Source organism: Paenibacillus hodogayensis (assembly GCF_039536325.1).
GTDB lineage: Bacteria > Bacillota > Bacilli > Paenibacillales > NBRC-103111 > Paenibacillus_AB > Paenibacillus_AB hodogayensis.
This window is the reverse complement of sequence record NZ_BAAAYO010000006.1, coordinates 404,625-418,788: the sequence shown is the minus strand read 5'-3', so window position 1 is coordinate 418,788 and position 14,164 is coordinate 404,625. Positions and strand designations below refer to the sequence as shown.

The window sequence follows — 14,164 nt, the reverse complement described above, 5'->3', positions numbered from 1 at the left end:
TTCCTTTATTGCTTTTTCCTATGGCTCTTATAGAAATTATATCTTGGAGCAATCAAGGGGGACGTGTTATGATGATTGACAAAGATCGGAGAGGTGAATCCTTATGGCAAACAAGACGCTTTTTGAGAAGATTTGGGAAAATCATGTAATTCATCAGGAAGAGGGCAAGCCGAGCATTATTTATATCGACCTTCATCTGGTTCATGAGGTCACTTCGCCGCAGGCGTTCGAAGGGCTTCGCTTGACGAACCGCCAAGTGCGCCGTCCGGAGCTGACGTTCGCCACGATGGACCATAACGTGCCGACGAAGGACCGCTTCAACATCGCCGACCCGATATCCAAGCAGCAGATCGATACGCTGTCCAAAAACTGTGCCGATTTCGGCGTCATGCTGTTCGACCTGAACCACGTCGACCAAGGCGTCGTACACGTAATGGGCCCTGAAGTGGGATTGACCCATCCGGGCAAAACAATCGTTTGCGGCGACAGCCATACGTCCACGCACGGCGCTTTCGGCGCCCTGGCGTTCGGGATCGGCACAAGCGAGGTGGAGCATGTGCTCGCCACCCAATGTCTGCAGCAGTCCAAGCCGAAGACGATGGAAGTGCGCGTCGTCGGCAAGCTGAAGCCGGGCATTACCGCCAAGGATTTGATCCTCGGTATTATCGCCAAATACGGCACCGACTTCGCTACCGGCTACGTCATCGAGTATACCGGCGAAGCGATTCGCGACCTCACGATGGAAGAGCGGATGACCGTCTGCAACATGTCCATCGAAGCCGGCGCCCGGGCGGGCATGATCGCTCCCGACCAGACGACGTTCGACTACTTGCGCGGCCGCGATTATGTGCCGCAAGGGGAAGCTTACGATCGTGCGGTTGAAGAGTGGAAGAAGCTGATCACCGACGAAGGCGCTACGTACGATACGGTCGTCGAATTCGACGCCGAGTCGCTGATTCCGCAAGTAACGTGGGGAACGAGTCCGGGCATGGGCACCGACGTAACCGGCAACGTGCCGGTACCGGCCAGCCTGCCCACGGAGAACGAACGTAAAGCCGCCGAGAAGGCGATCGAATACATGGGATTGACTCCGGGCACGCCGATGACCGAACTGAAGGTCGATCGCGTCTTCATCGGATCGTGCACGAACGGCCGTATCGAGGATCTGCGCGCGGCCGCCGAGGTGGCCAAAGGCTATACCGTATCGTCGCACGTCAACGCAATCGTCGTTCCGGGCTCCGGACGCGTCAAGCTGCAGGCGGAGAAGGAAGGATTGGACAAAATCTTTTCCGAAGCGGGCTTCGAATGGCGCGACGCAGGCTGCAGCATGTGCCTCGCGATGAATCCGGACGTGCTGAGTCCCGGCGAACGCTGCGCCTCCACATCGAACCGGAATTTCGAAGGGCGTCAAGGCCGGGGCGGACGGACGCATCTGGTGTCGCCGGCGATGGCGGCAGCGGCTGCGATCGCAGGGCATTTCGTTGACGTACGCGATTGGAAATTCAAGGTCGAGGCAGGCGTGTAAGCGCAGGCTACAAGCGATAAGGAGAGGATACCCGATGGAAGCATTCAAGCAGCATACCGGTCTCGTAGGCCCGGTCGACCGGGTCAACGTCGATACGGACGCGATTATACCTAAACAATTTTTGAAGCGGATCGAACGGACCGGCTTCGGCCAGTTTCTGTTCTTCGAATGGAGATTCGACGAGCAGGGCAACGTCAACCCGGATTTCGCTCTGAACAAGCCGCGCTATCAAGGCGCTTCGGTGCTCATTTCCCGTGCGAACTTCGGCTGCGGCTCGTCCCGCGAGCATGCGCCGTGGGCGATTATGGACTATGGCTTTCAAGTGGTGATCGCGCCGTCGTTCGCCGATATTTTCTACAATAACTGCTTCAAGAACGGCATTTTGCCGATCAAGCTGAGCGAAGAGCAAGTCGAGGACTTGTTCCAGCGCACGGCGGCGAACGAAGGCTACCAACTGACCGTCGATCTGGAGAGCAAGACGATCGCCGACAGCCAGGGCCTGAATATCGCCTTCGATCTCGACGAGCACCGCCGCCAGTTTCTGCTGCTCGGTCTCGACGATATCGGCTTGACGCTGCAGCATGAGGAACTGATTTCCGCTTATGAAGCGAAGCAAGCGGCCCGTATCGGCTAAAGTCCGGCACTTGCCGATTCCTGCCTGCCTAATCCTCCAGTGAGCTTAACGATCGGATGATCGGATACGCTGAGGATGGAGCAAGCAGGGGGTGCTTTGACCCGCATGCATAAGCGGCTTTGCCCCGAAGTGCGAACGTGGAAGGCTTTCGGCCCTCCCGTCCTCACTTCGGGGCTTTTTGCCGTGTCCGAAATCACTTTGCCATGCCTGAACTCAGCAATGGGGAGGTTGTGGACGAGCTGCCTTACTCGCGAGCGCCGGAGCCTTCCTTCTCTAGCAAGCTCTTTTGCGAGCTTTTTCAATCTTTTTCATAGAATTCTGTCAAATAGACAACCTTTTTTGCCGATTTTGCGCAACTTTTGGGTGCGAAGGGACGTCTAACCGTATGTCTGACGCTGGCAAATCTATGCAATCTGCCGTCCTTTGCTCCCGAATTTTGCTAGAATCGGACAGGCTGATTGGCGGTATTCGCCGCGTAAGGCTCCCAAAAATTCGAAATGAAGCTTAGAGGTGAACGATGAAGTACGTAAAACTGTTGCTGCCGATCCTATTGATCGCCTTGATGCTGCTCGTGCCAATCCAAGCGTTTGCTGCCGACAATCCGATCCAGCTTTTCTTGAACGAGAAGAAGCTGGTCCCCGAAGTGGCTCCCCAAATAGTCAACGGAGGAACGACAATCGTTCCGGTACGGATCATTTCCGAGGAATTGGGGGCGAAAGTAAGCTGGATCCCCAAAGAACGCCAAGTGAAAATCGAGCGAAAAGATGTAGCCATTGTCATGACGATCGATAACAAAGTCGCTACCGTCAATGGAACCAAACAGCCCGCTCTCGACGCCCCGCCGGTCATTCAGGAGGGGAACACGCTCGTGCCAATCCGCTTCGTCGCCGAGCAGTTCGGCCTCCAGGTCGGCTGGGACGGAGAAGCGCAAGCGGTCAAGCTGTTCGAGACCGAGCAGCGCTCGGAAACGTCCGGCTCCGGCAAAGACGGCGGACAAGCTCCCGCAGGCGGAAACGGCAAGGACGACAAGCCGGTCGCGGGGAGCAGCGCAGGCAGCGGCAATCCGGCAACAAAGCCGGATGGGACGTCTCCTTCCGACCCGGGCAAGCCGTCGGGAGATGGCACGCCTTCGGCCAAGCCGGGCGATTCCGCCGGGACGAATGGAGGCAAGCAGCCTACCGATCCCGCGGGCGGCAAGGGAGACGGTCAAGGGTCGAACAAACCGACAGAAGGAACTTCCGCCGGGACGGATGGCAAACCGGGCGGGAAAGGCGATGCCGGCAACAAGGCATTGCCCGTATTGACGAAGCTGGAGCTGTCCGGGGAGAATGTCATAATCGAGACGAGCGGCACCGCTGTGCCGAAAACGTCGACGCTCACCAATCCTTACCGGATCATTATCGATTTGCCGAATGCCGAGTTGGGTACGTTCGCCAAGCCGGGTACGCCCGGTCAAGGATCGGAGATCGCGGTTCAGCATCCAAAGATTGACAAAATCCGTTACGCTCTATTTAGCGACAACCCTTCCACGGTGCGCATCGTGCTCGATATGAAACGAAATACGGACTACCAATTGAAGGAAACGAAAGCCGGCCGCCAATGGTCGATCGACTTTCAGGACAGGAAGTACACGGTCGTCATAGACGCCGGTCACGGCGGCTCCGATCCCGGCGCGTCGTCCTTAAATTCGCGCAAGGAAAAGGATTTTACCCTCCCGGTGGCGAATAAGGTATATAAGCTGCTTCAGCAGGAAGCTTCCATCAAGACGATTATGACGCGTACGGACGATACATACCCTACGCTTGACGATCGCGTCCAACTGGCCAATGAGGCCAAGGCCGACCTGTTTGTCTCCATTCACGGCAATTCGTTTAAGCAGAAGCCGACGATAAGCGGCACTGAAACGTATTACAGCCGTACGGACAGCGTTCTTTTTGCCAAGCTAATGCATAAGTGGCTGCTCGAGGCGACCGAATTTGCGGACCGGAGCGTTCGCCAGTCTGATTTTAAAGTTATTCGCGAAACGACAATGCCGGCGCTCTTGCTGGAAGTCGGTTATTTGACCAATGCCGGGGACGAAGCGCAAATGTACAGCGAACCGTTCCAGGACCGCGTAGCCGCTGCAATCGTGAACGGAATCAAGGAGCAGCTTCAGCTGTCCGGGAATACTCCCCAAACGGCCTCGGCCACGGGCGGTATTGGCGATAAGGATACGACAAAAGCGGGGCAGGACGCCAGCTCCTCTAAAGAGACGAAGGATGCGGCAGAACAGGGCGGCCAGACAGGCCAGACCGCCAACGACAAAGCATCCGGGAACCAGACCGTGAAGGCCGCCTCGGAATCGTCCGGGACGAAAAACGAAACGGAATCGGCCGATCTGAAGCAAACGAATAAGCAGCAGAACGTCCCTGTCGCAAAGTAAGCCGCGCGTTTGCTTCACGCAAAGTTTCAGCAGCGCTTACGAAGTTTACTGTGCTATATGGCAAAGTTCAGCAGCGCTTTATGAAGCCGGCTTTGCCGTTAGCAAAGTTCTGAGGAGTGATTTCGATGAAGCGAAGGTTCGGTTACAAGCAAATACTTCTTGGTGTGACGCTCGCCCTTGCGGTGACCGGCTGCGCAAACGCGAAAACCAAAAGCGAGCCCCCGGTTACCGGTGCGGGACCCGGTACGAATACGGAAGCCCCGGCCGCCAAGCAGCTTAAAGTCAAAACGTATTTCACCGACGACAACTTGAACAGTCTGATCGAACGCGAGGCGACCGTATCCATCAAGGAGGATGCGGACAAATACGAGGCTGCGCTCAATGCGCTGAAGGTGCCGCCCGAAGGTACGCTTTCTTCGCTTAGCAAAGGCATAACGTACCGTTCCGTCAAGAACGACAAAGGCAATTTGACCATCGATATTGCGATCGCCGACACCGGCCGCCTTGGCGCGCCGGGAGAGGACTTGCTGCTGCAATCGATCAAAAAGGCGCTATTCCAGTTTAATGAGGTGCAAACGATCGATATTCTGGTCGACGGCAAAAAGCTGGACAGCCTGATGGGGCATATGGACCTGGAACATCCGATGAAACGGAACTAGTACAAAGTCAGACCTTAAACCGTATTCGTGGAATGGACGAATCCCTTGCACCGCAAGGGACGGGCCTCCCGGGATACATAAGAGCAGATCTGGCTTTGTACTGGAGCAAGAGACTATAAGACGACGACAACCTATCGGAATAGCGGGGGATTATCGGGATGAAACGCAAGATGAAGAAAACCTTGAAAATGGCCGTGGCCTATTCGCTCGTGTCTACCATGGTGATGGCCGCTCCGGTCTATGCGGCGGAAAACGGTTCGACCGGCAATACCAACAATTCGCAAAATTCGTCGGGCTCTACGTCGACTACGATTAAATTGAGCTTCCCCGACGTGCCGGCAACTCACTGGGCCATCAAGCACGTAACGAAGCTCGCTGTGGAAGGCATCGTCGAGGGAGACGACCTTGGACGTTTTGCGCCCGAAAGCGCGGTCAGCCAGCAGGACGTTATCATTATGGCGATCCGTATGATGGGTCTCGAGAGCGCGGCGCAGCAAAACAAAAACTCGGCGGTGCTGCCGTTCGCACAGGACGATCTGAGGAATGATGCCCGTCCGTATGTTGCCTATGCGGTCAATCAAGGTCTTCTCGATTTGCAGGAAGAATACACGCCGGGAAAAAAATGGGGAACGCGCGAAGCGGCGCGGGAATGGGTAGCCAAGATCGTCATCCGGGCGATCGGCAAAAAGCAAGAAGCGCTGGCCAAATCGCAAACCCCTACTTCGTTCGCGGATAACGACAAAATCCCCTCTGGTTCTGCCGGATATATTAACGAAGCGCTGTCTCTGGGCATCGTCAACGGCTTCGAGGACAATACGTTCCGTCCGGCGGGCAGCGTTACGCGCGCGCAGATGGCTACGTTCTGGAGCCGTGCCGAGAACTATTTGGCCAACCCGTCCAGCCGCGTCTTGAAAGGTACCGTAATGTCGATCAACGGCAACAAGCTGACGATCCGCGACAGCGCCGGACAAACGAAAGACGTGCAGATGAGCACAAGCGCCGTCTACTATACGGTCAAGGACGATACGACGCGGTTGTCCAGCTCCGACGTGAAGCTTTACAACGAAGTGTACTTGCTGCAAAGCCAAGGCGTCGGCTACTTCCTGGAAGTGACGAACACCGAAGTGCCGATGAAGAGCTTCGAAGGCAGACTGGTGAGCGTCAACATCAACGATTTGACCGCTTCAATCGAGATGAACGGCTCGTACTATACATACGAGCTGGCTTCGAACGTATCGGTCCGCGATTTGAACGGAGCCGGCTTGAGCCTCGGTTCGCTGCTGGAAAATTCCGTAATCGAGCTGAAAAAGCACGCGCTGATCGATGACGCCAAAGTATCGCAAATTATTGTCAAAAAGGTGCCGCTCAACAAAACCGTGAACGCGGCGTTCCAATCGTTCGATCCGTCGGCGATGACGGTAACCGTCAAGGACAAAGATACGGGCGCAGACGATGTTTATCAGATTTCCGACAAATCTATTATCGTCCAAGGCGACAAGCCTTTCGATCCGATCAATTTGTTCCCGGGCGACATCGTACGAGTCGTCGTGAAGAACGACAAAGTAACCTCCGTCGAAGTGGTGCAGCAAATCGTCGAGAAGCGCGATAGCGGCAAGCTGCTTAGCGTCAGCGAAGACAAGACGATCGTCACGATCCAGAAGGCCAACGACGAGCTGGCCTCCTATAAAGTGTCCGACAAGCTGCTTGTCGTGCTCGGCAGCAACCAGTACGGCTCCGTCAAGGACTTGATGCCGGGCGACGAGGTCAAGCTGGAGATCAACCAGAACAAGGTCGATAAAGTGACCATCGGCAGCCGGACGATCGACAACTTGACGCTGGCGACCATCGAAGACTATAATGCGGAGAAAAAATATTTGATTTTGAAAGACGATCTGGGCAAGCTGAAAATTTATACGATTACCGATACGACGACGCTGAAATACGACGATAACGCGCTTCCGCTGGATAGCTTCAAGACTTATTTGGCTAAAGGCAAGCGCGTCAATGTGGTCGCTTCCCAGGATAAGTTGATTTCGATTCAATTTGCTACTAAAATGGAAGGAACCATCGTATCCGTCAGTGCGACGACCGGTGAGGTGACGATCAAGACGGCGAACGGCGTTTCGCAGACGTACAAAACGGTCAGCAATGTCTATGTGAGCCGGTACAGCCAATCCATCGGCAAGCTTTCCGATCTGAAGGCGGGCGAATTCGTACGCGGATTTTTCGACTCCACCCAGGAGAACGTAGTTTCGTTATCCGTACGCGAAACGCAGCTCGTTCACACCGTCTCTGTCGACTCGTCGACGAATACGGTGACCGTCAAGGATTCGGCCGGCTCGAACAAGTCTTACTCGCTGTTCAGTGTGCCGCTCCATCACAACGGCACGGCCGTAGGCACCTCCAGCATTCAGCTGGACGAGCCTTTGCAGATGAACTTTATCGGCAGCTCCCTCGAAAGCGCTCAGGTCGTCGACGGCATTCGCGGCAAAGTCTCGTCGGTTGATGCGGCTGCCGGGAAAATTACGCTGATCGACTACGCGAACAAGACCCAGGTTGTCGAGCTGGGCACGAATGTGACCGTGTTGAGCGGGGCTACGGCATTGGCTTCGATCGCCGTGCTCAATCCGGAAGACCGTATCGAGATCGTCAAGTCGGCCGACGGCAAAACGACCGTGCTGCTTATCACCGGATCGCAGTGGACGGTGCAATCGTACGATGCCGGAACCAAGGAAATCACATTCATGCGTCGTACGATCAGCGACAAGCCGAACTACTTCCTGCATGCCAAAGCGTACTTGCACCAAGGTACGCAGGTGATTGCGCCGACATCGCTGGTTGCGGGCGACGTCGTAACCGTTTATTTCCTGAATGATAAAGTGCTGGAAATCGCCAAGCCGTAGCGTGCAAGATCTCTACGTTCGGTTAGCGTCGCCGGAGCGGGTTTCAAGCTCCGGCGGCGTTTTTGCGTGAATGCTCGGCAAATTCTGCGCTGCTAGCGAGGTGATAGACATGACGGCCAAAAAGACGCGGCACATTCTCGATACTATTGCCGAATTGTTCCCCGACGCCCATTGCGAGCTTCATCACTCCAATCCGTTCGAGCTGACGATTGCCGTACTGCTATCCGCCCAATGCACCGACGAGACAGTCAACAAAGTGACCGCAGACCTGTTCCGCAAGTACAAGTCGCCGGAAGATTACTTGGCCGTGCCTCTGGAAGAGCTGGAGCAGGACATTCGCCGCATCGGTTTGTTCCGCAATAAAGCCAAAAACATCCAGAGCTTGTGCCGCATGGTGCTGGACAAGTACGGCGGCGAAATTCCGCGAAACCACGAGGAGCTGGTCGAGCTCCCCGGCGTAGGGAGGAAGACGGCCAATGTCGTCGTCTCGAACGCCTTCGGAGTCCCGGCGATCGCGGTCGATACGCACGTGGAGCGGGTTTCCAAGCGGCTTGGACTGGCTGCGCCGGACGATACGGTGCTGCAGGTGGAGCAGAAGCTGATGAAGCAGGTGCCGCGCGACGAATGGACGCTGACGCACCACCGCCTTATTTTTTTCGGCAGATACCATTGCAAAGCGCAAAACCCGCAATGCGACATTTGCCCGCTGATCGACTATTGCAAGGAAGGCAAGAAGCGTATGAAAACGCCCGTAAAGAGGAAGGCTATCAAGTAGGGAAATACAGCCAATAATTGAAGGTGGGAATCAGCATGAAATGCATAGCCGTCTACACGAACGATTTCGAAGTCTTTTCCGATATTTACGAGAAGGTGCTTAACACTCCGCTTGCCGAGAACGAAGAAACCGAGATCGAAGGCATCGTCGTCAGCGAAGCCGGAGAAGTGCCGGAACACTACGTCGAACGGATGAAAGTCAAGCCGGATGTCGTCGTCATGAAGGTAAGAGAAAAAGACATTACGATTCTGCAGCACGGCGAAGTATTCGAAATTCTTATACCTGAAAAAGAAAGTGTGGTACACTAGTACAAAGTCGGCGGTTATGCCGCGTATCCGGGAATGGACCGGCGTTTGCCTGCAGGCAAACCGGTCGGCTCCAGGGATGCCGGATCCTTCCGACGTTGTACCGGTAACAAGCCAGACCAAAGGCTGCGCCACGCGGCTTTTGACTTAGCACCAGAAACCGGAGAAATTCGGTTTTTTCTTTTGTCCGGGGAAATTCGGCTGTCAAGCGACGGCAGTCGGAATATAATGGACATCGGCAGCATGCAATTTCGTACATGGGGAGAGCTAGATCATGACTACAGCGGAGATCCGGGGAATGACCAGCGCAAGGGAGGCGATTCGTTCCGTCGGGCAGCTTATGGCCGATGCCGGAGACGGCAAGCATGCCGACAAGCTGAAGCAGTTGGCTGGCAAAGCGGCCGAGCAAGCGTTGAACGTCGCATTCTGCGGTCACTTCTCGGCAGGGAAATCAAGCTTGATCAATGCATTGTGCGGGCATCCGCTCTTGCCGTCGAGCCCGATACCGACGAGCGCGAATGTCGTAACGATACGCAACGGAGAAGCTGGCGCGACCGTACGGTCCGTAGAAGCACAAGAGGGCCCGGCGGCAAGCGTCGAGGTGCCGCTCGACAAGCTCGACGAATATTGCAAAAACGGGCAGGACATCGAATCGGTCAGCATCCGCTTTCCGATCCCGCTGCTGGCAGGCGGCGTAGCGCTATTGGACACGCCGGGGATCGACTCGACGGACAACGCCCATATGATGGCGACGGAATCGGCGCTGCATATGGCGGACGTCGTCTTCTATGTGATGGATTACAACCATGTTCAGTCGGAAATCAACTTCGCCTTCACGAAACGGCTGAAGGAATGGGGCAAGCCGCTCTATTTGATCGTCAATATGATCGACAAGCACCGGGAGCGGGAACTGCCGTTCGAGGAATATAAAGAGAGCGTACACAAGTCGTTCGAGAGCTGGCATATCGAGCCGGACGGCATCTTGTTCACGTCGGTCAAACGGCCGGACGATCCGAACAACGAATACGCGAAGCTGCTGCTGTTGATCGGCCGTCTCGGGGAATTGGCTGGCCCGCTCGGAGAGAGCAGCATCAACAAGTCGGTGCTGCATTTGATCGGCGAGCATGGAGTCTGGTTTTCCGAACGCAACGAGGAAGCGAAGAGCAGCCTGCGCGAGCGGATCGAGCGGGAAGGCGAGACGGATTTGCCGGAGCTCTATGAGGCACTCGTGAAGCGCATCGAGGAGCGAAAGGGCGACGGGGAGCGGCTGCTGACCGAATGGCGCAAAGACACCGTTCAACTGCTGGACAATGCGAACATTACGCCCGCCACCACGCGGGAGCTGGCTCACCATTATTTGCTAAGCCGCAAGCCGGGCTTCAAGGTCGGTTTGTTTTCGCGCGCCGCGGCGACGGCGAAAGAAGTCGAAACCCGTCTTCATGCTTTCGCTGCGGACTATGCGGAGAAGGTTGAGGCGAGCATCGTCTGGCATTTGCGCGGACAGTTGATCAAGGCCGGGGAGCCGAACGGAGTCGGGACCGAGCGGATCGACGAAGTTTTGACCGCGGTGCTGCGGGGTGTGGACGGTGCTTGGCTGGCAGCACAAGTGCAAGCCGGCTCTGTGATCTCGGGCGAATATACGTTGAACTACTCCAAACATATCGCAGCGGAGACCAAAAGCTTGTTCCGCCGCGCGACGTTTGGGCTGATCGACGACATCGTACGCAACGTCCACGCCCAGGCCGACCGCGACGTTGCCGCACTGCTCGGCGAGAAGGGACAGCTGGAGGAGCGGCTGGCGGACTACCGCGAGCTCCGGTCGATCGAGGACGCCGAAAGGCGTCATCAGGACACGCTGCTGGCGCTCTATCCGTTCCGCGGCCCGGACCTGACGGGCAGGCTGCCCGATCCGGAGCAGCTGTTCGCGGGGAACGGCGGGGCAGGCGCTGCGGCGTCTGGCGGCGGGCAGCAAGCGTCAGAGCCAGCGAGCGGCTATCAGCTTTCGCTGGACCGGGACGGCGATGCTGCGGACAGCCGGCCGGGGACAGCGGCTTCCGGCGGCTTTCGCTCCACGATGGCGCGGACCGCGGCAAAGCTGACCGAGGCTTGCGAGCTGCTGCAGCCGATTCCGTCGATGCAGTCGATTGTCCGATCCATGAATGAGAAAGCCGAGCGCCTGGCGCAGAGCCATTTTACGATCGCCTTGTTCGGAGCGTTCAGCGCGGGCAAATCGTCTTTCGCCAATGCGCTTATGGGCGAATCGGTTTTGCCGGTATCGCCGAATCCGACTACAGCGGCAATCAACAAAATTATGCCTCCGACCGCAGAGTGGCCGCATGGGGCGGTCAAGGTGAAGATGAAGACGGCGGATACGATTGCCGGCGACGTGCTCTTCTCCCTGAACGTGCTGGGCGACCAGGCGGATAGCATGGAGGTGGCGCTGTCGCGCATCGAGCGGCTGTCTCCGGACCGTGTCGGTCCGAGCGGCAAGCCGCACTATGCTTTCCTTAAAGCCGTGCACAAAGGCTGGGACGAGGCCGAGCGCTTACTGGGCTCCGAGCTGCGCGTCGACCTGGAGCAATTCCGCCATTTTGTAGCGGAGGAAAGCAAATCGTGCTTTGTCGAGTATATCGAGCTGTACTACTTGTGCCCGCTGACCGAGCAGGGAATGATTCTCGTCGATACCCCTGGGGCCGACTCGATCAACGCCCGGCATACGGGGGTCGCCTTCAACTATATCAAGAACGCCGACGCTATTCTTTTCGTCACTTATTACAATCATGCATTTTCCCAAGCGGACCGCGAGTTCTTGCTGCAGCTCGGACGGGTGAAGGATAGTTTCGAGCTGGATAAAATGTTTTTCCTCGTCAACGCCGCCGATCTGGCGGCAAGCCGCGAGGAGTTGGACGGCGTCGTCGGCCATGTCGGCGACAACCTGCTGCGCTACGGTATCCGCAATCCCCGCATTTACCCGGTTTCCAGCCTGATGGCGCTGGACGGCAAAATGCACAAGGACGAGGCGCTTGCCGGAGCGAGCGGCATTTCCGCCTTCGAGCGTGACTTTATCGGCTTCGCGGTCGACGAGCTGGCCGGTATCGCGGTGCGCTCGGCCGGGCAGGAGCTGGAGCGTTCGGCTTCGCTGCTGAACCGCTGGATCGCAGGCTCGCGCGAAGGGGAAGAACAGCGCATGCGCAAGCTGGCTGCTTTGCGGGACGCTCAGGTTCGGGCGAACGAGCTGCTGGACGATACGGATACGGCGGTTGACGTGCGCGAAGCGGGCAAAGATATTCAGGAGCTTTTGTATTACGTCAAGCAGCGGCTGACTTACCGCTTCGGAGAGCTGTTTCTGTACGCGTTCAACCCGGCGGCGTTGCGCGAGGACGCCGGGACGATCCGCAGTTCGATGAGGGCCGCCTGGTTCGAGCTGCTGCGGCTGATCTCGTACGACTTGTCGCAGGAAATATACGCGACCACGCTGCGGATTGAGAATGCGTTGAACCGGCTGGCCGGCGAGAGGCACGGTCATAGGGAGGAGCGCATCGCCGCGCTGCTGGAAGGCTTCGAGGCAGGGGACTACGAGGCCGAGCCGTTCCAGACGCCTGAAGTGGCGGAGACGTTGGACGTTCCGGTGGACGAGAAGTGGCTGGCGGGCTTTTACAAGAACGGCAAGCACTTTTTCGAAGGCCCGGGCAAAGGCCAGCTGAAGGACGCGGTGGAAAAGGCGCTCACAAAGCCGATCGCCGACTACGTGGAACGGCATGAGGCGCAGTTCCTGGACGAATACGCTGTGCAGTACCGGGAACGGGCCGTACAGGTGCAGGAACGGCTGCGCGGACGGATGACCGAGCATGCGGAAGGCATGCTGGCGGCGCTCGAAATGAAGATCGATCTGGAGCAATTGACGGCGACGAGGGCAAAGCTGCAAAGCTTGATCGGCGCGTAAGACGGATGGTAGTGAAAGGGCGCTTCCTGGCGGGTACGCAACTGGCGCAGAAGAGCGAACATTCCGGTGACTGGCAGCGGTGCTGACGGTCGTCGGAGCGGGGACGATTTTGCGGCATCGCGTACAGGGGCCGGGAGCGCTTTTTTGCGTTTTTTTCGCAGGCGGCGGCGCTTTCCGGTTCAGGGCTGGCGAAATCGGGTAAAATAAGTCGAAATAAGTAAACTTCAGGCGCAACCATTTCCGTATTTTTCCGTCTAATGTTGCAGGGGGGAGAGAACGATGCTTCGTGAATGGTCTATCCGGATAGGGGCTGTCCTTGCGCTCGCCGCCGTACTGCTTGCCGGATTGTTCGAAACCTGGCAATTCCATATTTATCGAGTCGCCGCCGTCTCGTCCGACTCGGCTTTGCAGGAGGACCAAAGCTGGCTGTTCGATCCCGGTTCGGTGCGTTCCGGCGATACGGTTGCCGGCATGTCCGCCCAGTCTGTTCAGCCGGGGGCGCAAGGGGACCATACGGTCGCGGTGCAATTTGCCGGAACCAAAGAAGTGAGCGGGCGTTTTCGGGTGTTGGACAAGGTGACGGGGGATTATCGGCCGGGTGACGTTATTTTTACGTTGGACGAGAGGTCGGCGGATCGTTTGCCGAGAGCGGGCGAGCGGGAAGAGACGTCCGGCAGCTTCGCTCTCCATTTCGAGGATGTCCGGGACAAGTCGAGATTCGGTCCCACCGGCTCGACGGGGGTCGGTTCCATCGTGATCTCCGCTTACACCGCCGTCTATGCGGACAAGCCGGAAACGTTAACGGACAAGGCGACCTTGGCCGAAGTGAGGACGCTTCACGTCATTCCGCCGAGAAAGTCCGGAGACGGTTGAAACATAAAGCATAAGCGAGATCGAGCCGGGCGGCAGCGCCCGGATATTTTTGTTGGATTCGACAATTGATTTCCATTTTCCGGGAGTCTCAAAAACGTCCTGAATGCAGGAGCGACGGCACTTTG

9 protein-coding genes are annotated in these 14,164 nt (G+C 57.0%); all 9 read left to right on the top strand.

Features of this window, described 5'->3' with window-relative positions:
- The first annotated feature begins 103 nt into the window (after window positions 1–103).
- The 9 genes from leuC (at window position 104) to ABD796_RS12970 (ending at window position 14,039) form a co-directional block, all read left to right on the top strand.
- Complete coding sequence (leuC, locus tag ABD796_RS13010; protein ID WP_344908461.1) at window positions 104–1,525, top strand: 3-isopropylmalate dehydratase large subunit; 1,422 nt, start codon at window positions 104–106, stop codon at window positions 1,523–1,525.
- 34 nt (window positions 1,526–1,559) lie between these two features.
- Window positions 1,560–2,159: a 3-isopropylmalate dehydratase small subunit gene (leuD, locus tag ABD796_RS13005; RefSeq protein WP_344908459.1), complete on the top strand. Its 600-nt coding sequence runs from the start codon at window positions 1,560–1,562 to the stop codon at window positions 2,157–2,159.
- A gap of 517 nt (window positions 2,160–2,676) precedes the next feature.
- Window positions 2,677–4,581 (top strand): N-acetylmuramoyl-L-alanine amidase, encoded by a 1,905-nt coding sequence (locus ABD796_RS13000; RefSeq protein ID WP_344908457.1) that lies wholly within the window; start codon window positions 2,677–2,679, stop codon window positions 4,579–4,581.
- A 125-nt stretch (window positions 4,582–4,706) separates the two neighbouring features.
- The gene (locus ABD796_RS12995) at window positions 4,707–5,240 is read left to right on the top strand and encodes a GerMN domain-containing protein (protein ID WP_344908454.1); all 534 of its coding nucleotides are present in this window, start codon (window positions 4,707–4,709) and stop codon (window positions 5,238–5,240) included.
- Between the two features lie 158 nt (window positions 5,241–5,398).
- Complete coding sequence (locus ABD796_RS12990; RefSeq protein WP_344908451.1) at window positions 5,399–8,143, top strand: S-layer homology domain-containing protein; 2,745 nt, start codon at window positions 5,399–5,401, stop codon at window positions 8,141–8,143.
- Window positions 8,144–8,252: 109 nt separating this feature from the next.
- The gene (gene nth / locus ABD796_RS12985; protein WP_344908449.1) at window positions 8,253–8,918 is read left to right on the top strand and encodes an endonuclease III; all 666 of its coding nucleotides are present in this window, start codon (window positions 8,253–8,255) and stop codon (window positions 8,916–8,918) included.
- A 35-nt stretch (window positions 8,919–8,953) separates the two neighbouring features.
- Window positions 8,954–9,226 (top strand): NAD/NADP transhydrogenase alpha subunit, encoded by a 273-nt coding sequence (locus ABD796_RS12980; RefSeq protein ID WP_344908447.1) that lies wholly within the window; start codon window positions 8,954–8,956, stop codon window positions 9,224–9,226.
- Window positions 9,227–9,497: 271 nt separating this feature from the next.
- Window positions 9,498–13,166: a dynamin family protein gene (locus tag ABD796_RS12975; protein WP_344908444.1), complete on the top strand. Its 3,669-nt coding sequence runs from the start codon at window positions 9,498–9,500 to the stop codon at window positions 13,164–13,166.
- Between the two features lie 279 nt (window positions 13,167–13,445).
- Window positions 13,446–14,039 (top strand): hypothetical protein, encoded by a 594-nt coding sequence (locus tag ABD796_RS12970; protein ID WP_344908441.1) that lies wholly within the window; start codon window positions 13,446–13,448, stop codon window positions 14,037–14,039.
- Window positions 14,040–14,164: the final 125 nt, after the last annotated feature.

Excerpts from the sequence above, each read along its gene's own strand:
- leuC (WP_344908461.1), top strand. The coding sequence starts at position 104 with ATGGCAAACAAGACGCTTTTTGAGAAGATTTGGGAAAATCATGTAATT.
- leuD (WP_344908459.1), top strand. The coding sequence starts at position 1,560 with ATGGAAGCATTCAAGCAGCATACCGGTCTCGTAGGCCCGGTCGACCGG.
- ABD796_RS13000 (WP_344908457.1), top strand. The coding sequence starts at position 2,677 with ATGAAGTACGTAAAACTGTTGCTGCCGATCCTATTGATCGCCTTGATG.
- ABD796_RS12995 (WP_344908454.1), top strand. The coding sequence starts at position 4,707 with ATGAAGCGAAGGTTCGGTTACAAGCAAATACTTCTTGGTGTGACGCTC.
- ABD796_RS12990 (WP_344908451.1), top strand. The coding sequence starts at position 5,399 with ATGAAACGCAAGATGAAGAAAACCTTGAAAATGGCCGTGGCCTATTCG.
- nth (WP_344908449.1), top strand. The coding sequence starts at position 8,253 with ATGACGGCCAAAAAGACGCGGCACATTCTCGATACTATTGCCGAATTG.
- ABD796_RS12980 (WP_344908447.1), top strand. The coding sequence starts at position 8,954 with ATGAAATGCATAGCCGTCTACACGAACGATTTCGAAGTCTTTTCCGAT.
- ABD796_RS12975 (WP_344908444.1), top strand. The coding sequence starts at position 9,498 with ATGACTACAGCGGAGATCCGGGGAATGACCAGCGCAAGGGAGGCGATT.
- ABD796_RS12970 (WP_344908441.1), top strand. The coding sequence starts at position 13,446 with ATGCTTCGTGAATGGTCTATCCGGATAGGGGCTGTCCTTGCGCTCGCC.